Consider the following 19,327-nt stretch of genomic DNA (forward strand, 5'->3'; position numbering starts at 1 on the left):
TTTTTCAACTTAATTATTTTTAAAAATTAGATAAAATATTCCATATGCTATCAAAGGACCTACAGAAACACCATTAAAAAATAGAATTCCAATAGTAATTCCTATTAAAAAAAATACAGAAAAATCTGGTTTTTTCGCAATTAATAAAACTCCTTTTCCTGCAATCCAAGATAAAAAAGATCCTATTATAATAGCTATGAAATATTTTAAGTGAAAAAATTTCTTTATGTCTTTTAAAAAAAAGAAGTTCTCTTCAAATATTGGAAAGAGTGCACTAGTAGTAATTACTATCATTCCTATTTCAATTCCATTACTTTTAAAAAAAGTAAAATATTTTTGCAAATTTAAAATTTTTAAAATTAGTAAAAAAAGTAGAGAAAAAAAAACAATTCTATTTTTTAGAAAAATATTCAAAATTAAAAATAGAATTAGTAAAATTTCGCTATAAATCATCATAATTTTAAAAATTATTTTTTCTATTCTAAAAAAGGAGGGTATGGAGGACTTAAATCTACTTTTTCACCTTTTTTCAAAGATTTTTCTAAAATTTTTTCAGAAGTTTCGTATTTTTTATTTTCTAAAAAAATAGAATTTTTTGGAAATTTTATTTTTTTTGAATTCCTATATTTATTTTGCATAATAGAATTATTTTGACAAGAAAAGAAAAACAAAAGAATAGGAAAAAAAAGAAATTTGAATTTTTTTTTTGTTTTCATGTAATTTTTTTGTATTTTTTAATGATGTTTTTTACTATCTTTTTATTTTTTTTATTTAATTCTGTTAAAGGAAGTCTGACAAAACTATTTTTTATTATACGTAAAGATTTACATATGTATTTTATTACAATTGGATTAGTTTCTAAAGAGATTGCAAAAAATAAAGAATTAATTTCTTTTTTCAATAAATTTACCTTTTTATATTCTTTATTGTCTAATAAAGAACAAATTTTTGAAATTTTATCTGGTATAGCATTAGATAGTGTAGAAATTACTCCATTTCCTCCGTTTTTTATAAAATCTATAAAAGTACTATCATTTCCACTAAAAAAAAGAAATTTTTTTCTTTTTAAATTTTTATATATGCGATATTTTTTACTGCATTCTTTAATTCCTATAATATTACCAAATTTTGAAAGTTTATAAATCGTTCTTGTAAGTATCTTAGATCCTGTTCTTTTTGGAACGTTATATATAATTTGTGGAATGTTAGAAAATTCAGAAATTTTCATAAAATGTTTGTATATTCCTTCCTGATTTGGAAGATTGTAGTAAGGTACTACTGTTAAGAATGCAGAAATTGGATAGTTTTTTACTTTTTTTATTATTTCTATACATCCAGTAGTAGAATTGGAATGAATTCCAAAAAATACTGGAATTTTTCCACAAGAATGTTCTAAAACTATTTCTAGTAATTTTACGTATTCTTCTTCTTTTAAAGTAGAAGCTTCTCCTGTTGTGCCAGCTACTAATATACCATCAATTTTATTACTTATTTGATATTTAATTACATTATCTATTCCAAAATAGTCTAAACATCCATTTTTTTTCATTGGAGTAATTAGAGCTACTATATTTTTTGTACGATTTTTTTTTTTAAAAAAATCAATAACATTCTTCATTTTTAAATTTATTATTTTTTGTTATAGAGAAAAATTTTTAAATACTTAATTGTAGAAAATTTAAATCTTTGTATTTTTTTATTTTAAATTTTTAATTCTTCTTTTATTTTGTTCCGAATATTCTATCTCCAGCGTCACCTAATCCAGGTATAATATATCCATTTTCATTAATTCCTGAATCTATAGAAGAGGTATATAATTCAATATCTGGATGTATCTTTCTTAATGCTTCTAATCCTTCTGGTGCAGAAACCAAAGTCAAAACTTTTATATATTCACAACCAGCTTTTTTAAGTAAGTTTATAGTAGATATCATAGATCCTCCTGTAGCTAACATAGGATCTATAACAATAGCGATATAGTTTTTTATTTGTGGAACAAATTTTTTAAAATATGGAATTGGATTTAAAGTATCTTCTTCTCTATAAATTCCTACAACGCTAATATTAGATTCTGGAAAATGTTTTAGTACTCCATTAATCATTCCTATTCCAGCTCTTAAAATTGGAACTATAGTAATTTTTTCTTTAATAATTTGAATTTTTACGTTTCCATTCCATCCTTCAACTATTTTTTTAGTAGTTTTTAAATTTTTTGTTGCAACATAAGTTAATAAACTGGCTAAATCAGAAGCAATCTCTTGGAATTTTTTTCTATTTGTAGTATTTTTTCTTAAAATACCAATTTTATGATGTATTAAAGGATGTTTGACTTCTACAATTTTCATTTTTTCTCCAAATTTTATTTATATATATTCTATCAAATGAAGTATAAAATTTTATTAGTTTTTTAATTCTAGTAGATAAAACCTTTCATTAGATAAAATTTACCAACACTCGTAAAAATGATTTAGTACTTTAAGTCCTTTACCAACTTTTAAAAAATTAGATTTTATAATACATTTTTGAATCCAAGTTTTCGCTGATTGTACAGAATCAATCCAATTTTTTTTGTATACCCTAAAAGATGCTAAAGCAGAAGAAAATGTGCATCCCGTACCATGAATCTTTCTTTTTGTTTTTATTCTTTGCGCATAAAAACGAATTTTCTTATTTTTAGAAAAAAACCAATCTGAACTATCTTTTTTTGAATAATGTCCTCCTTTTATAAGAACTCTTTTGCAAATTTTTTTAAGAATTTCTCCTTGTTCCATAATTTCTTCTTCGTTTTCTGCTGTTTTTTTGTTGGTAAGCATTGCAGATTCTAAAATATTAGGAGTAATAATAGAAGCTATAGGAAGTAGAAATTCTTTTAGATTATTAATATCTTTTTTTTCAATCAATAAATTTCCATTTTTAGAAAACATTACAGGATCTAAAACAATAAATTTTGGTCTGTATTTTTCTAAAACTTCAAATACAATTTTTATAATTTTTTCGTTTTCTAACATACCTATTTTTACAGTAGAAATATCTATATCTTCAAATAGACATACTAGTTGTTCTTTAAAAAATATTGGATCTACAGAATAAATTTTTTTAACTCCCATAGTATTTTGGGCAGTTAAAGAAGTAATAGCGGATAATCCATACAATCCAAGTGCACTAAAAGTTTTTAGATCAGCTTGTATACCCGCTCCTCCACATGAATCTGAACCTGCAATAGTTAAAGCATTTTGAATATTTTCTTTTTTTTCTCTATAAATCGTCATATTTATTCCCATTCTATTGTTGAAGGAGGTTTATTAGATATATCGTATAGTACTCTAGATACTTCATCAATTTCATTTGTAATTCTAGTTGAAACTTTTTTTAAAAATTTGCTAGAAAAATTATAAAAATTTGCTGTCATAAAATCTTTTGTTTCTACTGCTCTCAGTACAATTGTCCATCCATATTTTCTTCTATCTCCTTCTATTCCTACTGATTTAATTGGTAAAAATATTGAAAATGCCTGACTTATTTTTTTCTCTAAGTTACTTTTTTTTATTTCTTCTAAAAAAATTTCATCCGATTTACTTAATATTCTACAGTATTCGTATTTAATTGATCCAATAATTCTAATTGCATAGCCAGGACCTGGAAATGGACTTTGGTATAAATCATTTTTTGAAATTCCTAAATGTAGACCAATTTTTCTAATTTCATATTTAAAAAAGTTTTTCAATGGTTCTAAAATTTTTATTTTAGTTATTTTTGGAATACCACCAACATTATGGTGTGATTTAATTAAATTTTCGTTAATACCTTCTTTATTTTTATGAAATGAAGATTCTATTATATCAGGATAAATAGTCCCTTGAGCTAGCCATTTAGCATTTTTTATTTTTTTAGATTCTTCTTCAAAAATTTTTATAAATGTTTTTCCTATAATTTTTCTCTTTTTTTCTGGATCATAAACATTTTCTAGTTTTTTAAAAAAAATTCTTTTTGCATTGATATATTTAATATTTAATAGATATTTTTCGGAAAAATTTTCTATACTATCTCTAATTTTTTTAGTATCTAATAATCCATGATCAATAAAAAAACAAAACAGATTTTCTTTAATTGCTTTTTTTATAAGTACAGCACAAACAAGAGAATCTATACCTCCAGAAAATCCTAGTAATACTTTTTCTTTTTTTACTAAATTTTTAATTTTTTTTATAATATTTTCTACTGTTTTTGTAGTTTTTAGGTATTTTTTACATTTACAAATTTTAAATAAAAATTTTTTTAGTATTTTTTTTCCTAATTTAGTATGTGAAACTTCTGGATGAAATTGTAATCCATAAAAATTCTTTTTTGAATCTTCTATAATTGCGATAGAATGTTTTGTCTTCGCAATTACTTGAAAGTTTTTTGGAATTTTATAAACCTCATCTTCGTGACTCATCCATACTTTTGCTAAATAATTTTTATCGTAATCATTTTTTTGAATCAATTTACTCTTTTTTTTAAGAACTTTAATTTGCGTTTCTCCAAATTCTTTAAACTTTGATTTTTTTACTGTACCTCCCATTTGTTGCACCATTATTTGCATTCCATAGCAAATTCCTAAAATAGGGATATGCATATTTAACATAAAAGTAGGTATTTCTGGACTGCATGTATCTATTGCACTTTTAGGACTTCCAGAAAGTATAATACCTTTTGGATTAAAATTTTGAACTTGTTTCTCAGTAATTTTATAAGAGAAAATTTTGCAATATACACCAAATTCTTGTATTTTTTTTTTTAGTAACATAGTGTACTGTGATCCAAAATCTACTACTAAAATTTTAGAATAATCTTTTTTTTTCATAAAAAATCAATTTTTTTATTTTTTATATATAGGATAATTAGGAGGTTCTTTTGTAATTGTAACATTATGAACATGATTTTCTCTTTTTCCAGAAGAACTCACATGTATAAATTCTGACTTTGTTTTTAATTCTTGAATATTTTTGCATCCAGTAAGCATCATAGAAGATTTCAATCCTCCTACATGTTGAAAAATTATTTCTGATAAATTTCCTTTATAAGAAACTTTTCCTTCAATACCTTCAGGAATAATTCTTTTTTCTCTACTTTCTTTTATAGAGTATCTATTAGAATATCCTTTAGAAATAGCTCCTATAGATCCCATTCCTCTGTAAGACTTAAAATATTTTCCTTGAAAAAATTCTAATTTTCCAGGAGATTCTTTAGTACCGGCAAGTAAATAACCTAACATAACACAATCAGATCCTGCTGCTATAGCTTTTGCAATATCTCCGGAATATCTTATTCCTCCATCAGCTATAATAGGAAGATTTTTCCCTTTTAAAGCTTCTGCAACATCAGATATAGCTGTTATTTGAGGAATACCTACTCCAGTAATTATTCTTGTAGTGCATATAGATCCTGGTCCAATTCCAACTTTAACTGCATCTACTCCTACATTCAATAAAGAAATTGCTGCAGATTTTGTAGCTATATTTCCTGCTATAATCTGCAAATTTGGATATTTTTTTTTTATATCTTCTATATTCTTAAGTATTTTTTTTGTATGAGCATGAGAAGAATCTATTAGTATTGCGTCTACTCCAGATGAAATAAGAAAACTAATCCTTTTTGTTTCAATTTCTGCACTAATAGCTGCTCCTACTCTTAATCTTCCTTTTTGATCTTTACAAGAATTTTGTTTTTCTTTAAAATTTTTTAGATCTTTTGCAGTAATCATTCCAATAAGACAAAAATCTTGATTAATAACAAGAATCTTTTCTACTTTATTTTCTTGCATTTTTTCTAGTATTTTGTTTCTTTTTTCATTTTTATAGACAGTTATTAATTTTTCTTTCTTAGTCATCACTTCAAAAACTTTTCTATTTCTATCTTTTGCAAATTTAACATCTCTTTTTGTAATGATTCCTACTAATTTTTTATTTTTTGATACTACTGGATATCCTGAAAATCCATTTTTTTTAGTTAATTCTACAATTTTTTCTATAGTATCTTCAGGAAATACGCATTTAGGCTGGTATATAATTCCATTTTTGTATCTTTTTACCTTTAGAATTTCTTTTACTTGATCTTCAACAGACATATTTTTATGTATAAATCCTATTCCTCCTTCTTTCGCAATAGCAATTGCTAAATTTGATTCTGTTACTGTATCCATTGCAGCAGAAACAATTGGAATATTAATATCTATTTTTCTCGTTAATTTAGTTTTTATATTTATATCTTTTAAGCAAAGATTTGAATAAGAAGGAACTAGTAAAACATCATCAAAAGTTAAAGATTTTTTTAAGATTCGTAACATAAAATTCTTATAAAATTAAAATCTATTAAAGTAAATATTATAATATATAGTTTTTTTTCTCTACTTTTTTGGTTTACAATTTAAAATTTTTTTAAATTTTTAAAAATTAGTATCTCGAATGTTATTGAATAGTATTATTAAATAGAAAATACTAATTATTTTTGAAAATAAAACGAATAAAAATTCCAAAAGACTTTAAACCATAGTAAAAAGATTTTTTTAAGTATCTTTTATAACTATTAGAAATTTTATGAAGATTTTTTCCATGTAAAATAATTGTAGTTGGATTTTTTCCACCTATATGCGCATATTTTATAGAGACTTTTTTTTTCTTTATAGGATTTTTTTCTAAAGAATTTCTTAATATTTTATTGATTTCAGAAGATCTTATTCTTCTTCTAGTATACTGATAAACTTTGTGAAAATTACTAATCAAATTGCGAATTCCTACATTTTTTAATGCAGATACAAAATGTATTGGAAAGAAACTAAAAAACTGAAAATTTTTTTTTATATGTTTTTTTATATAATTTGTATGTTTTTTTTTAATTGTATCCATTTTATTTATAACTATGATCAAATTTTTTAAGTTTTTACTTAAAAAATTTAATAAAGATAAATCTTGTTTAGTAATACCAAAATTTATATCAAATACCAAAACAACTAAATCAGATGAAATAATAGATTTTTTTGTATCTGAAAAAATAATTTTATCTAAAAAATTTTTTTTTTTTTAATTCCAGCTGTATCTATAATTTCGTATTTTTTTTGATCTTTTACAAAAAATTCATTTATGCTGTCTTTGGTAGTTCCAGGATATTTATCAGTTTCTGTTCTTTTAAAACCTAAAATTTTATTAAACAATGTAGATTTTCCTACATTTGGTCTTCCAATAACAGAAATTTTTAAATCAGTTTTTTGATCTATAGTATATTTTTTTTTGGAAATAAAAGTTTCTTCTTTAATAATTAAAATTATTTTTTTATACAATTTTTTAATTCCTATATTTTTTATAGTAGAAACATAAAAAATTTTCTTTATTCCTAAAGAATAAAAATTAAAACTTTCATTTCTAATATCATTATTGTCGGATTTATTAGCTACAAGAAGAAATTTTTTTTTGTTTTTTCTTAAAAAATTTATAGATCTTTTTTCTTTTTCTCTAATACCCTTAGAGCAGTCTATAATATGAATTATCAGATTAGATTGAAGAACCTTTTTATTAAATATATTTGTATTTTCTAAAATAATATTGTTCTTAGTATCCATAAAAATAATATTAATATTTTTATAAAAGATATTTCTACATTTAATATCTTTTGTAAATCCAGATTGTTTTGTTATTATTGCATCTTTTGTTCTTGTTAATTTATTGAACAAAGAAGACTTTCCTACATTTTTTTCTCCAATAATTGCAATATAAAATTTTTTCATAAAAAATGCCAATTTTGTTTCATCTGAAACTGTATATTTTTCCTTTTTTTGAAACTAAAATAACTCTTTCTTTTTGTACAATAATATTATCAAAAAAACTAGATTTGCAAACTCTTTTTTTTGATACAACCTTTCCATTATTCGCATTAATTTTATACAAATATCCTTTAGAATCTCCTAAAATAATTTCTCTATTTTTGATTTGCAAATTAGTAGTTTTTTGATTTAAAAATGTTAAATTTTTCCATAATATTTTTCCATTTGAAGAGTCTATTCCGATTATTTTATTTTTATTATTTAGTAAAAAAATAGCATTTTCTTGAAAAATACATTTTTTTTTTGTTCCTATAGGTAGTTCCCATAATAAAGATCCAGATTTATTTTCTAAGGCAAAACAATTTTTATAGGATGAGAAAAACATTACATCTTTTTTCTTCTCCATATTGCTTATAGTATTTTCTTGTACATCTAAATATTTTTCGTCTGAAAAATTAAAAATTTTTTTCTTCCATACTAGTTCTCCATTTTCAATCAATATAGCATTTAAGTATCCATAGTCATCATTTATGAGTATTTTATTTTCTAATATTAAAAAAATTGGTTTTTCTTGAATAGAAAAAAATTTTTTTCTTATTTTCATACTCCAAATTATTCTTCCATAATCAGCATCAATTGCTTGAAGTATACCATTGGCTGATTGTACAAATAGAATTCCTTTGTAATAAAATATATCAGAAATAATGGAATCTGAAATTTCTAAGTTCCAAAGTACTTCACCATTAACTATATCTATAGAATAAATTTTTCCTGAATTACTAGATAGGTATATTGAGTTTTTACCTATTTCAATAGAATTAAAAATACTCTCTTTTTTTCCAAGAAAAGATTTTACTTTTTTATACCATATATCGTATCCTTTTTCTAAATCAATAGCATGAATAGATTTTTTTTCGTCTGTAATAAAAAGATAATTCATAAAAATTTTTAAATTTATAAAAGAACTATTTTTTATATCTTTAATTTTTTTCTCCCAAAAAATATTTTTTTCTGTTTTTTGTGCATTACATACGAAACAAAAGAAAAAAAGTAGAATGGAAAAAAAAGAAATTTTTAAAATATTTTTGTTCATTGAATTGTATTATTAATTTTAATTTGTATGATTTCCTTCATTTCTTTTGGTATTTCTTTCTTTAAAGAATTTTTATAAAAAAATTTAGCATTGTTTTCATTACTAAATATATTTTTTTGGATATCTCCAAAAACATTTTCTGCTATTCCTATCCATTTAGAATTTTTTATTTTTTTAAAAATTTTTGAAAGATCTTCTACTTTATTTGTTTGCATACCTATTCTAATTAATTTTATATACATCATATTTTGAAAATCTTTTTCTATTTTTTTATCTAGAATAGACAAAATTATAGAATACGATTTAGTAAATTCTAAATTTTTTTCAAATTTATAAGATTTTTCAATACTACTAACTATATCTGTTTTATAAACAGAAAAAAAATTTTTTGCAAAAGATAAATTTCTTTTATTATTTCTATCTGATTGAATATTCTTAAAAATTTTAAAAAATAAAAAAAATACCAGAAAAATAGATAAAAAAAAGAAAAGAATCCATTTATTTTTATTTTTTATTGTTTGATATATTTTTTTCATTTATTTGTAATATTTCTTGAATTTTTTTTTTCATTTTTAGTAAACTTACTTTGTACTGCTTTTTTGCAAAAAAATCTTTAATTGTTATAGTGTTAGATTCTATCTCTTTTTTTCCAATTAAGATTACAATTTTAGTATTTTGCATACTAGCAATTTTTAAACATTTTTTTATTTTTTGTATTTTATAATTTGAAGATATCTTTAGATTAGGAAATGCACTTCTTATTTTTTCTGATAGAATTAAAAAATTTTTTTCTATTTTTTTTTCTAAATAGAATATATGGATATCTGTACTTACTAAATTAGATTTTTTTATTGCTTTATTTAATTGTCTAATTAGCATTATTCTTTCTATTCCTATAGCTAATCCAAAAGCAAAACAAAAGTATCCTCCAATTTTTTTAGTCAATTGGTCGTATCTTCCTCCTCCACAAACGGATTGTGATCTTTTATTTTCATCTTTATAAATCCATTCAAAAATTGTATCATTATAGTAATTTAATCCTCTGTACAACCTAGGATTTATTTTATATTTTATTTTTAAATTATCCAAAATATTGCATAAATATAAAAAGTGTTTTTTAGATCTTTTGTCTAAAAAATCAATAATTTTAGGTATTTTTTTATTTATGTTTTTTGAAAGAATATATCTGGGAATTTTAATTGGATTATTTTCTATTTCTTGTTTAGTTTTTGAATCAATTTTATATTTTTTATAAAATTCAAAAAGTTTTTTTTTATACAAAGTTTGTGAATTGTAGTTACCTAAAGAATTAATTTCTAAAGATACAAATTTTTCTATTCCTAAAGTTTTCCAGAATTTTTGTACCATTAGAATTGTTTCAGCTTCTATCTCTGGACCTTCCAATCCAAATATTTCTATCCCAATTTGATAGAACTGTCTGTATCTTCCCTTTTGAGGTCTTTCATACCTAAACATAGGTCCAAAATACCAAAATTTTTTTTCTATTCTATTTCTTAGTAGAGAATTCTGCACTAAAGATCTTGCGCATCCTGATGTTCCTTCTGGTCTTAGAGAAAGGCTATTTTTTTTTTTATCAAAAAATGTATACATTTCTTTTTTTATTAAATTAGTACTTACTCCTATAATTTTTTTTAATAAGCTTGTTTTTTCTAAGATAGGTATGTAAATTTTTTCGAATCCATAATTGTTTAAAATTTTTGCAAAAATTTGTACTATTTTGCTCAAAATATTTGAATTTGGAGGAAAAAAATCGTGTACTCCTCTTATAGAATAAATTTTCTTATTTTTCATTTTTTTTTCTATATTTATTTTTAATTTCTATTATTTTTTGGATATTTTTTTTTAATTCTTTAAGTATTAAAGAGTTCTTAATTTTTTTTTTTCTTATTCCATTAATATACAATGCACTTTTGTTTTTTAGACCAGACACTCCAACTTGAGAAATTTTAGATTCTCCAGGACCATTTACAGAGCATCCCATGATTGCTACATCAATTGGTTCAGAAATATTACTTAATTTTTTTTCTAAACTATTTGCTATTTTAATAACATCAAATTCTTTTCTAGCACATGTTGGACAAGATATTATATTGACACCGTATTTTCTAATCTCTAAAGCATTTAGTATTTTCAATCCTACTTTTACTTCTTCTATAGGATTTTCTGACAAAGATACTCTAATAGTATCTCCAATACCTTGTAGAAGTAAGCTTCCAATTCCTATAGAAGATTTTATAGTTCCATTTTGTAAATTTCCTGATTCAGTGATTCCCAAGTGCATAGGATGATCAGTATGACAAGATAGCAATTTATAGCATTGTATTGTGTCTAAAACATTAGAAGATTTAACACTCAATTTAAAATTTTGAAAATTCATTTTTTCGAAAATATTAATACAATTCATAGCAGATTCTAACATTGCTTTCGCATTAGGATATTTATATTTTTTTATAATTTTTTTTTCTATTGATCCAGAGTTAATTCCAATTCTAATTGGAACATTATAGTCTTTCGCGTATTCCAAAATAGATTGAATTCTTTTTATAGAACCTATGTTAGAAGGATTAATTCTAATACAGTCTGCTCCATTTTTAATAGATTCTATTGCTATTCTGTAATCAAAATGTATGTCTGCTACTAAAGGAATGTTAGTTTTATTACGAATTATTTTAAAAGCCTCTGCAGATTTTTTATCAGGTACAGAAATTCTAACTATATCTGCTCCTGCATTTTTTAAAGACATAATTTGTTTAACCGTTTTTTTTATTTCTGTTGTTTTTGTAGTGGTCATAGATTGAACAGAAATAACTGCATTATTTCCGATTGGTACTTTTCTAATGTATATTCTTTTTGTTTTTTTTCTGAAAATTTTATTTATTTTTTTCATTTTATAATCTTAAATAGAATTTATTTTAAGGAAATCTTATTTATAACTTTTCCAACTAGTTGCCCACAAGAAGCTTGTATATCTTCTCCTCGAACTTTTCTAATTGTTACAAAAAAATTTTTTTTTTTTAAAATATTTGCAAAATTTTTAACATTATTTAAATCACTTCTTTGATAAAAAGATCCAAAAAAAGGATTAAAAGGTATTAAATTGATTTTAAAAAATTGACTTTTGAGTATTTTTGATAGTTCTAAGGCGTGTTCTTTTTTGTCGTTAATATTTTTAATCATAATATACTCTATAGTTAGAATTTTTTTATTAGCTTTAGAAAAAATTCTATATCTTTCAGCTGATTTTAGTATAGAATGTATGCTGTATTTTTTACTAAAAGGAATAATAATACTTCTAATTTTTTCGTTAGGAGCATGCAAAGAAATAGCAAGAATAACATCTATTTTTAGTAACCTTAGTTGATCTATTCCTTTAGGAATTCCAACTGTAGAAATAGTAATCCTTCTTTTAGATATAGAAAATCCGTTTTTGTCTTTAATTATACTAATGGCTTTAGTAATATTTGGTAAATTTAATAATGGTTCTCCCATTCCCATAAAAACTATATTTGTTATAGGATGCATTTTTTTTTTTAAACTTCTATTTTTTATTATCTTTTTTGCTATCCAAATTTGTCCTATGATTTCTGAAGTTTCTAAATTTCTGTTAAATCCTTGCATTCCTGTAGCACAGAATTGACATCCTACTAAACATCCTATTTGAGAAGAAATGCACAAGGTTGCTCTATTTTTTTCTGGTATGTAAATAGTTTCTATTTTTTGTTTTTCAATTTTAAAAATCCATTTTATGGTTTTATCAAAAGAATTTTTTTCTTTTATAAGATCAGGAAGATTAAAAGTAAAGTTATCTTTTATAAAAATTTTCAATTTTTTACTAAAATTTGAATTTTTTTCAATATTTTTATTAAGTTTTTTATAAATCCATTGCATCATTTGTTCAGCACGAAAACTTTTTTCTTCAATAGAAATAAATATTTTTTTTAATTGTTTTTTATCTGCTGAAAAAAAATTAATTTTTTTATTCATAAAATTGGATTTCATTAGTATAATGAACACTAAAATTTCTATTTTATACAATTGCAAATAGTTTGTATTTTTTTTAGTAAAAAAACAACATCTTTTTTGGAAGTAAATTTTCCAAAAGAAATTCGAATTGAATTGTCTATTAGTTTTTTTCTTACACCCATAGACTGCAGTACATAAGAAGAATTTTTAGAAAAACATGAAGAATGTTGAGAAATTGCTAATTCTTGTACAGAAGAAAGTAAGTATTCTACATTCATTTTATGAAAACTAATATTTATAATATTAGGTATTGTATCTTTTACACTACCGTTTATCGATATACGAGTAATTTTTTTTATTTCTTTTAAAAAAAATAATTTTAAAAATGAAATTCTTTTCTTTTCTTTAGAAAGTATATTGTTCGATATTTCCATTGCTTTACTCATTCCAATTATCAAATGTACAGGTAAAGTTCCTGATCTAATTCCGTATTGTTGATTTCCTCCATGAATTTGTGAAGAAATTTTTTTTTTTATTTTATTTCTAATAAATAAAATACCTATTCCTTTAGGTCCGTATATTTTATGTCCGCTTAAAGAAAGTAAATCAACTGGTATTTTAGAAAGATTAATAGGTACTTTTCCAAAACTTTGTGCAGCATCTACATGAAAAATAATATTTTTTTTTCTACAAATCTCTCCTATTTTTTTAATATTTTGTATAGTTCCTGTTTCGTTGTTAACATGCATGATAGAAATAAGTATTGTTTTTTCATTTATAGAATTTTTTATATTTTGAATAGCAATGATTCCTTTTTTATTTGGATTAATCGTAGTAACAAGAAACCCATTTTGTTTTAAAAAATTGCACGATTCTAAAATTGATTTATGTTCAATAGAAGAAGTAAGAATATGATTTCCAAATTTCTTTTTGGAATTTACAATTCCTTTGATAGCTAAATTATTAGATTCTGTAGCTCCAGAAGTAAATATAATTTCTTCNGATCTAATTTTTAAAATTGATGCAATTTTATCTTTAGCTTTTTTTATTTCATTTTTCGCTTGTATTCCATAATAATGCGATGCTCCAGGATTTCCAAAAATCCCTTCTATTGTAAAATATCGATTCATTTCTTCAACTACTTTATGGTCTACTGGAGTAGTTGAACAATAATCTAAATAAATTGGAAATTTCATATTTTTACCTTAAAATATTATAAAACTTTCTTTATTATATTATTAATACTAAAAATTTATACAAAATTTATTTTTTAAAATTTTTATGCATCCAATGCTAAATATTGCTATTCAAGTAGTTAGATTAGTAGGAAAAATAGTTTTTCAATATTACGAATTTCCTCAAGAATATAAAAAAAAAAATATTAGTAAAATTCAAGATTATATTTTTAATATAGCAAGAAAAAGAATTAAAAATTCTTATTCAAATCATACTATTTTATATCAAAAAAAAAAAAATAATAGTTTACAAAAAAATGGCATACATTGGATTTTAAATCCTATTGTAGGAAAAAACAATTTCATAAAATGTTTTCCTCATTTTGCAATTATGGCATCTATTTTTTTTGGAAAAAAAATTAAAATTGCAGTAGTTTATGATCCTATGAAAAATGAAATATTTTCTGCTATACGAGGAAGAGGAGCTCAAATAAATGGATACCGTATAAGAGTAGGAAGTGTAAAAAATGTAAATTTTTCTACTTTTTCAAGTGACTACTTTTATAAAAAAAATGAAAAAGTAAATAAAAAAATTAAAAAATTTGAGCGTATATTTTCTAATTCAAAATATTTTTTAAGTACAGGATGTCAAATACTAGATACTGTGTATGTATCTTCAGGAAGGATAGATTTTATCTTGCAGAAAGAAACAAAGTATTTATTTAATAACTATTTAGTGAATGAATTATTTATAACAGAATCTGGAGGTATAATAAAAAAAATTGCTATTAAAAAAGATAATTTTATTATTTTAGGAAATCCGTATTTGGTAAATAAAATTCTACTTTTAAAATAAATTTTTATAAACTGGATATTTTTTACAAATTTTTAAAATTTCTTGTTTTGATTTTTTAATAGTATTTGTACTTTTTTTAGTTAAAATTTTACAAATTAGATACGCTATTTTTTTTGCTTGTTTTGTTTCTATTTTTCTTCTTGAAATTGCAGTAGTTCCTATTCTAATTCCAGAAGTAACTTTCGCGTTTTTTAAATCATTAGGAATACTATTTTTATTAACTAAAATATGAGAACTTTCTAAAATTTGACTAGCTTTTTTTCCACTAATATTTTTGTTTCTTAAATCTAGTACAAATAGATGACTATCTGTTCCATTAGAAACAATAGTAAATTTTTTGGATAAAAATACTTTAGACATTTCTTTTGAATTTTTTAGTATTCTTTTTTGATAATTCAAAAATTTTTTTGACATTGCATCTTTAAGAGCAATAGCTTTAGCAGCGATAACGTGCATAAAAGGACCTCCTTGTGTTCCTGGAAAAACGGAAGAATCTATTTTTTTCAAAATTTTTTTATCTTTTAAATTAGATAGTATTAAAGCTCCTCTTGGTCCTGATAGAGTTTTGTGGGTTGTAAGAGTAATAAAATCTGCATAATCTACAGGACTTGGATATAGTTTAGTTGCTACTAGTCCTGCTACATGAGAAATATCAGCCAATAAATAGGAATCATTGATATCTGCAATTTCTCTCATTTTTTTCCAATCTATTATTCTAGAATAAGAAGAAAATCCTGCTACAATCATTTTAGGTTTTTTTGTTCTTGCTATATCGTATATTTTTGTATAATCAATATATCCGTTGTTTTCAACTCCATAATACGAAAATTTATATAGTTTTCCTGAGAAATTGCATTTATTACCATGCGTTAGATGACCTCCATGAGATAATTGCATACCTAGTACTTTGTCTCCAGGCCGTAAAACGGACAAATATACAGAAAAATTTGCTTGAGATCCTGAATGAGGCTGAACATTTGCATATCGCACAGAAAATAATTTTTTTGCTCTACTAATTGCTTTTTCTTCTATTTCATCTATATATTTGCATCCAGAATAGTATCTATTTTTTGAGTATCCTTCAGCATATTTATTAGTTAATTTTGATCCTTGTGCTTTCATAACTTCATAAGTAGCATAGCTTTCGGAAGCTATCAAATTAATATAGTTTTCTTGTCTCAAAGATTCTTTATGGATTATATTCCATATTTCTTTATCAAATATTTTTTTTTTCATACTGTATCTATTTCAAATATATTGTATTTTTTAGTATTTCAGTAGTTTTTTTTTCTAATATTTTTAAAAAATAATTTAATATATTTAGAACATTCTTTTTCTAAAATTCCATTAAAAACTTGAAATTTTTTTTTTATTTTATAAGTTTTTAAAAATTTTAGAAACATATCAGTACTGTTTTTTTTATTTTTTGCACCAAAAAATACTTTTTTTATTCTAGCTTGTTTTATTGCAGCAATGCACATAATACAAGGTTCTATGGTTACATATAAATGAGAATTTTCTATTCTATAGTTTTTAATACTTTTTGCTCCTTCTCGAATTGCTATAATTTCAGCATGTGCAGTAGGATCTTTTAAAGTAATACATTGATTCCAACCTATACCTATAACTCTACCATTTTTAATTAGTACTGCTCCAATAGGAATTTCTTTTTCTAGATAAGCTAAATTAGCTAAATTAATTGCATACTTCATCCAAAAAATATTTTTTTCAGAAATAGAATAACTTTTATTTTTTGAAAATTTTTTAATTCTCATAGATTACTATAGAAGAAACATACTTTTTTTCATCAGATATAGAAATATGAATTTTTTTTATCAGTAGTATACTAGAAATTTTTTTTGCTACTTTTAAAAATTTTAGAAACGGTTTTCCATATCTATCATTGTAAATTTCAAATTGATTAAAAGTAATTTTTTCTCTTATTCCTGTTCCTAAAGCTTTTGCTGCAGCTTCTTTTATAGAAAATCTTTTTGCTAAAAATCTTGCTTGTTCTTTAGAAACTAAAAATTTTTTTAATTCTTTATTAGAAAGTATATGTTTTGCAAAAAGTATTTTTCTTTTCGATAAAATTTTTTTTATCCTTTGTATTTCTAAAATATCTATCCCTATACCTATAATAGTCATTTATTTTCTCGAAATTTCTATCAATTTTTTCATTTCTTGAACTGCTTTTGATATTCCTACAAAGAATGCTCTACTAATTATAGAATGTCCTATATTAAGTTCTTCTATTTCTAAAATGGAAGATATTTCTTGAACGTTATAATAGTCCAATCCATGTCCAGCATGAACAGATAATCCAATTTTTTTTGCTATTTTAGCACAATTTTGAATTTTTTTTATTTCTTCTGTTTTTTGCTTTTCACATTTAGCATTTGCATAAAAACCAGTATGCAATTCTATACAATTTGCTTTCAGTTCTTTTGCAATATAAACTTGATTAATATCTGGATCAATAAATAAAGAAACCTTAATATTATTTTTTTGTAAAAAAAGAATTGAATCTTTAACACTATTTCTTTCTTCTTTAAGATCTATGCCTCTTTCTGTAGTAATTTCTTTTCTATTTTCTGGAACTATACAACAAAAATCTGGATGAATTAATTCAGCTATCTTCAACATATTTTTTGTATTTGCCATTTCTAAATTCATTTTTGTTTGTATAGTTTTTCTTAGTATTTTCGCATCTCTTTTAAGTATATGTCTTTCATCTTTTCTGATATGGATTGTAATTCCGTCTGCTCCAGAATTTTCTGCAATAAAAGCTGCATAAATAGGATCAGGATACAAATTATTTCTAGCATTTCTTATAGTTGCTACGTGATCTATATTAACTCCCAGTCTTATTTTTTTCATTTTTTCCTACTTTGAGTTTTTTTTGTTATTTTTACTTGTATGTTTAAAAAAGTTTTTTTTTTAAAAAATTTTTCTATACTCATTCTAGCATTTGTAGATATTAATTTTATTTTATTTCCTTTCTTACCAATTAATATTTTTTTTTGACTATTTCTTTTTACAATTATATAAGAAAAAATTTTTAAAATCTTTTTCTCTTCTTTTTGTATTCTAGAAACTTTTACTATCGTAGAATACGGAATTTCTTCTCCGAAAAATCTAACTATTTTTTCTCTAATAATTTCAGAAATCATAAATGATTTTGAAGAAGTATTTATGGTATTTTTAGAAATTTTAATTTTATTTTTACAAATATATTTTTTTATAAGAGAGTCTAAAATACTAGTATTGATTTTTTTTTTTGCTGATAAAGGAACTATTTCTAAAAAATTCATCTTTTCTGAAATTTTTTTGATATAGGGCAATAAGGTACATTTATCTTTTAAAAGATCAATTTTGTTTATTACTAAAATAGCTCTTTTTTCTATTTTCTTAATATCTTGCAAAATTATTTCGTCTTTTTGACACCAATTTGTTATATCTATTACAAATAAAATCAGAATACTTTTTAGATTTTTCTGTATTTTATAATTTTTATAAATTTGATTCCTTTTTTTTATTTTTCTAAAAGATCCTGGAAAATCAACATAAATTGCTTGTTTTTCTTTATAGTTTTTTAAATAAAAAATACATTCTTGAGTAGTGTTTTTTTTTTTGAAGTAATTGATATTTTTTTTCCAATTATTCTATTAAGAATAGTAGATTTTCCTACGTTGGTTTTTCCTAATATTGCTACAAAATTATAATTATTTTCTTTTTTCATATATTGATTCCTAGTATATGTAAAGCTTTTTTAGCTGCTTTTTGTTCTGCAATCCTTCTACTTTTTCCGTTTCCTACAGAAATTTTCGAAAGTCCTTCTATGTAGCAAAAAATAATAAATTTTTGCTTATGTGCTTTTCCAAGAATTTTTTTTACAGAATATATTGGTAAAGGAAGATGTTTTTTTTGTAGATATTCTTGCAAAATAGTTTTTGGATCCTTGTCCGTATTTTTATAAAGTATACTACTTAGATATCTTCTATAAAATTTTAAAACTACTTTTTCTGTTTGATAGATACTGCTATCTAAAAATATACTACCTATTAATGCTTCTATTGTATTAGCTAGAATTGATTCTCTTAAGTATCCCCTATTTTTTCTTTCTCCTTTTCCTAAAGATAAACATTCTCCTATTTGAATTTTTTTTGCTATTTTCACAAGTGTTTTTCTTTGTACTAAAATTGCTCGCATTCTACTCATATTTCCTTCATCAACTTTAGGAAACTTTTTATAAATTTCTTTAGAAATTATGTAATTTAGTACTGAGTCTCCTAAAAACTCTAACCTTTCATTATTTTTTTTCCCAGCACTAGCATGAGTCATTGCTTGTAGTAACAATTTTTTTTCTTTAAAAAAATATTGAATTTTTTTCTGTAATTTTTCTAGAAAAGATTTTTCCATACTAT

Annotated in this window: 22 protein-coding genes and 1 pseudogene; 2 read left to right on the forward strand and 21 right to left on the reverse strand. The window is 22.8% G+C overall.

Translation table 11 applies throughout. The features are described 5' to 3' along the window. Positions 1-9 precede the first annotated feature (9 nt). The 8 genes from AOQ89_RS01140 to AOQ89_RS01175 all read right to left on the reverse strand — a co-directional run bounded on the left by AOQ89_RS01140 (position 10) and on the right by AOQ89_RS01175 (position 6,971). Positions 10-456 carry a DUF441 family protein gene (locus AOQ89_RS01140; RefSeq protein WP_080872539.1) on the reverse strand — a complete coding sequence of 149 codons (447 nt, stop codon included), beginning with the start codon at positions 454-456 and terminating at the stop codon, positions 10-12. Positions 457-476: 20 nt separating this feature from the next. Beyond that, positions 477-716 (reverse strand): hypothetical protein, encoded by a 240-nt coding sequence (locus AOQ89_RS01145; protein ID WP_080872541.1) that lies wholly within the window; start codon positions 714-716, stop codon positions 477-479. Then, positions 713-1,618 carry a 4-hydroxy-tetrahydrodipicolinate synthase gene (gene dapA / locus AOQ89_RS01150; RefSeq protein WP_080872543.1) on the reverse strand — a complete coding sequence of 302 codons (906 nt, stop codon included), beginning with the start codon at positions 1,616-1,618 and terminating at the stop codon, positions 713-715. Before dapA ends, AOQ89_RS01145 begins: the two co-directional genes overlap by 4 nt. A gap of 103 nt (positions 1,619-1,721) precedes the next feature. After that, the gene (upp, locus tag AOQ89_RS01155) at positions 1,722-2,345 is read right to left on the reverse strand and encodes a uracil phosphoribosyltransferase (RefSeq protein WP_080872545.1); all 624 of its coding nucleotides are present in this window, start codon (positions 2,343-2,345) and stop codon (positions 1,722-1,724) included. A 99-nt stretch (positions 2,346-2,444) separates the two neighbouring features. Beyond that, on the reverse strand, positions 2,445-3,269 hold the full coding sequence (gene thiD / locus AOQ89_RS01160; RefSeq protein ID WP_080872546.1) for a bifunctional hydroxymethylpyrimidine kinase/phosphomethylpyrimidine kinase: 825 nt from the start codon (positions 3,267-3,269) through the stop codon (positions 2,445-2,447). 2 nt (positions 3,270-3,271) lie between these two features. Further along, positions 3,272-4,843: a glutamine-hydrolyzing GMP synthase gene (guaA, locus tag AOQ89_RS01165; protein ID WP_080872548.1), complete on the reverse strand. Its 1,572-nt coding sequence runs from the start codon at positions 4,841-4,843 to the stop codon at positions 3,272-3,274. A gap of 15 nt (positions 4,844-4,858) precedes the next feature. Then, the gene (guaB, locus tag AOQ89_RS01170) at positions 4,859-6,325 is read right to left on the reverse strand and encodes an IMP dehydrogenase (RefSeq protein WP_080872550.1); all 1,467 of its coding nucleotides are present in this window, start codon (positions 6,323-6,325) and stop codon (positions 4,859-4,861) included. 151 nt (positions 6,326-6,476) lie between these two features. Continuing rightward, complete coding sequence (locus AOQ89_RS01175) at positions 6,477-6,971, reverse strand: GTP-binding protein (RefSeq protein ID WP_243469326.1); 495 nt, start codon at positions 6,969-6,971, stop codon at positions 6,477-6,479. Between AOQ89_RS01175 and AOQ89_RS03035 the strand changes: the two genes are divergently transcribed. Next, positions 6,898-7,062, forward strand: a complete 165-nt coding sequence (locus AOQ89_RS03035; RefSeq protein ID WP_243469328.1) for a hypothetical protein — start codon at positions 6,898-6,900, stop codon at positions 7,060-7,062. The genes AOQ89_RS01175 and AOQ89_RS03035 overlap by 74 nt on opposite strands. Here AOQ89_RS03035 and AOQ89_RS01180 read toward each other — a convergent pair. Genes AOQ89_RS01180 through AOQ89_RS01210 form a run of 7 tightly spaced genes read right to left on the reverse strand, consistent with a single transcriptional unit; the run spans position 7,040 to position 14,068 of the window. Further along, the gene (locus AOQ89_RS01180) at positions 7,040-7,759 is read right to left on the reverse strand and encodes a GTPase (protein ID WP_143715374.1); all 720 of its coding nucleotides are present in this window, start codon (positions 7,757-7,759) and stop codon (positions 7,040-7,042) included. The genes AOQ89_RS03035 and AOQ89_RS01180 overlap by 23 nt on opposite strands. 19 nt (positions 7,760-7,778) lie before the next feature. Beyond that, entirely contained in the window at positions 7,779-8,888 is a 1,110-nt protein-coding gene (locus AOQ89_RS01185; RefSeq protein ID WP_080872556.1) for an outer membrane protein assembly factor BamB family protein, read from the reverse strand. Continuing rightward, positions 8,885-9,424, reverse strand: a complete 540-nt coding sequence (locus AOQ89_RS01190; RefSeq protein ID WP_080872558.1) for a tetratricopeptide repeat protein — start codon at positions 9,422-9,424, stop codon at positions 8,885-8,887. Before AOQ89_RS01190 ends, AOQ89_RS01185 begins: the two co-directional genes overlap by 4 nt. Next, positions 9,393-10,700, reverse strand: a complete 1,308-nt coding sequence (hisS, locus tag AOQ89_RS01195; protein ID WP_080872560.1) for a histidine--tRNA ligase — start codon at positions 10,698-10,700, stop codon at positions 9,393-9,395. Before hisS ends, AOQ89_RS01190 begins: the two co-directional genes overlap by 32 nt. Further along, positions 10,690-11,796: a flavodoxin-dependent (E)-4-hydroxy-3-methylbut-2-enyl-diphosphate synthase gene (ispG, locus tag AOQ89_RS01200; protein WP_080872563.1), complete on the reverse strand. Its 1,107-nt coding sequence runs from the start codon at positions 11,794-11,796 to the stop codon at positions 10,690-10,692. Before ispG ends, hisS begins: the two co-directional genes overlap by 11 nt. A gap of 20 nt (positions 11,797-11,816) precedes the next feature. Further along, positions 11,817-12,917 (reverse strand): dual-specificity RNA methyltransferase RlmN, encoded by a 1,101-nt coding sequence (gene rlmN, locus AOQ89_RS01205; protein WP_425356350.1) that lies wholly within the window; start codon positions 12,915-12,917, stop codon positions 11,817-11,819. A gap of 14 nt (positions 12,918-12,931) precedes the next feature. Then, entirely contained in the window at positions 12,932-14,068 is a 1,137-nt protein-coding gene (locus AOQ89_RS01210; protein ID WP_080872566.1) for a cysteine desulfurase family protein, read from the reverse strand. Positions 14,069-14,162: 94 nt separating this feature from the next. Between AOQ89_RS01210 and AOQ89_RS01215 the strand changes: the two genes are divergently transcribed. After that, positions 14,163-14,903, forward strand: a complete 741-nt coding sequence (locus tag AOQ89_RS01215; protein ID WP_195909756.1) for an inositol monophosphatase family protein — start codon at positions 14,163-14,165, stop codon at positions 14,901-14,903. Here AOQ89_RS01215 and glyA read toward each other — a convergent pair. The 6 genes and pseudogenes from glyA to rnc form a co-directional block, all read right to left on the reverse strand. Next, positions 14,895-16,139 (reverse strand): serine hydroxymethyltransferase, encoded by a 1,245-nt coding sequence (glyA, locus tag AOQ89_RS01220; protein ID WP_080872570.1) that lies wholly within the window; start codon positions 16,137-16,139, stop codon positions 14,895-14,897. The genes AOQ89_RS01215 and glyA overlap by 9 nt on opposite strands. 38 nt (positions 16,140-16,177) lie before the next feature. Beyond that, the gene (gene tadA / locus AOQ89_RS01225; RefSeq protein WP_080872572.1) at positions 16,178-16,678 is read right to left on the reverse strand and encodes a tRNA adenosine(34) deaminase TadA; all 501 of its coding nucleotides are present in this window, start codon (positions 16,676-16,678) and stop codon (positions 16,178-16,180) included. Then, positions 16,668-17,048 (reverse strand): holo-ACP synthase, encoded by a 381-nt coding sequence (gene acpS, locus AOQ89_RS01230; protein ID WP_080872573.1) that lies wholly within the window; start codon positions 17,046-17,048, stop codon positions 16,668-16,670. Before acpS ends, tadA begins: the two co-directional genes overlap by 11 nt. Continuing rightward, positions 17,049-17,780 (reverse strand): pyridoxine 5'-phosphate synthase, encoded by a 732-nt coding sequence (locus AOQ89_RS01235; protein ID WP_080872575.1) that lies wholly within the window; start codon positions 17,778-17,780, stop codon positions 17,049-17,051. Then, a pseudogene (gene era / locus AOQ89_RS01240) lies at positions 17,777-18,642 on the reverse strand (GTPase Era). Before era ends, AOQ89_RS01235 begins: the two are co-directional and overlap by 4 nt. Beyond that, on the reverse strand, positions 18,639-19,322 hold the full coding sequence (gene rnc / locus AOQ89_RS01250; RefSeq protein ID WP_080872581.1) for a ribonuclease III: 684 nt from the start codon (positions 19,320-19,322) through the stop codon (positions 18,639-18,641). The pseudogene era and the gene rnc overlap by 4 nt, the downstream one beginning before the upstream one ends. Between the last annotated feature and the right edge of the window lie 5 nt (positions 19,323-19,327).

The organism is bacterium endosymbiont of Pedicinus badii (genome assembly GCF_002075085.1).
GTDB lineage: Bacteria > Pseudomonadota > Gammaproteobacteria > Enterobacterales > Enterobacteriaceae > PRUG.

What these genes read in the sequence shown, in the direction of transcription:
- AOQ89_RS03035 (WP_243469328.1), top strand. Translation starts at nt 6,898, where the DNA reads ATGATCAAATTTTTTAAGTTTTTACTTAAAAAATTTAATAAAGATAAA.
- AOQ89_RS01180 (WP_143715374.1), bottom strand. Translation starts at nt 7,759, where the DNA reads ATGAAAAAATTTTATATTGCAATTATTGGAGAAAAAAATGTAGGAAAG.
- rnc (WP_080872581.1), bottom strand. Translation starts at nt 19,322, where the DNA reads ATGGAAAAATCTTTTCTAGAAAAATTACAGAAAAAAATTCAATATTTT.
- AOQ89_RS01235 (WP_080872575.1), bottom strand. Translation starts at nt 17,780, where the DNA reads ATGAAAAAAATAAGACTGGGAGTTAATATAGATCACGTAGCAACTATA.
- upp (WP_080872545.1), bottom strand. Translation starts at nt 2,345, where the DNA reads ATGAAAATTGTAGAAGTCAAACATCCTTTAATACATCATAAAATTGGT.
- AOQ89_RS01140 (WP_080872539.1), bottom strand. Translation starts at nt 456, where the DNA reads ATGATGATTTATAGCGAAATTTTACTAATTCTATTTTTAATTTTGAAT.
- guaA (WP_080872548.1), bottom strand. Translation starts at nt 4,843, where the DNA reads ATGAAAAAAAAAGATTATTCTAAAATTTTAGTAGTAGATTTTGGATCA.
- ispG (WP_080872563.1), bottom strand. Translation starts at nt 11,796, where the DNA reads ATGAAAAAAATAAATAAAATTTTCAGAAAAAAAACAAAAAGAATATAC.
- AOQ89_RS01185 (WP_080872556.1), bottom strand. Translation starts at nt 8,888, where the DNA reads ATGAACAAAAATATTTTAAAAATTTCTTTTTTTTCCATTCTACTTTTT.
- hisS (WP_080872560.1), bottom strand. Translation starts at nt 10,700, where the DNA reads ATGAAAAATAAGAAAATTTATTCTATAAGAGGAGTACACGATTTTTTT.
- acpS (WP_080872573.1), bottom strand. Translation starts at nt 17,048, where the DNA reads ATGACTATTATAGGTATAGGGATAGATATTTTAGAAATACAAAGGATA.
- AOQ89_RS01190 (WP_080872558.1), bottom strand. Translation starts at nt 9,424, where the DNA reads ATGAAAAAAATATATCAAACAATAAAAAATAAAAATAAATGGATTCTT.
- AOQ89_RS01215 (WP_195909756.1), top strand. Translation starts at nt 14,163, where the DNA reads ATGCTAAATATTGCTATTCAAGTAGTTAGATTAGTAGGAAAAATAGTT.
- AOQ89_RS01145 (WP_080872541.1), bottom strand. Translation starts at nt 716, where the DNA reads ATGAAAACAAAAAAAAAATTCAAATTTCTTTTTTTTCCTATTCTTTTG.
- guaB (WP_080872550.1), bottom strand. Translation starts at nt 6,325, where the DNA reads ATGTTACGAATCTTAAAAAAATCTTTAACTTTTGATGATGTTTTACTA.
- glyA (WP_080872570.1), bottom strand. Translation starts at nt 16,139, where the DNA reads ATGAAAAAAAAAATATTTGATAAAGAAATATGGAATATAATCCATAAA.
- tadA (WP_080872572.1), bottom strand. Translation starts at nt 16,678, where the DNA reads ATGAGAATTAAAAAATTTTCAAAAAATAAAAGTTATTCTATTTCTGAA.
- dapA (WP_080872543.1), bottom strand. Translation starts at nt 1,618, where the DNA reads ATGAAGAATGTTATTGATTTTTTTAAAAAAAAAAATCGTACAAAAAAT.
- thiD (WP_080872546.1), bottom strand. Translation starts at nt 3,269, where the DNA reads ATGACGATTTATAGAGAAAAAAAAGAAAATATTCAAAATGCTTTAACT.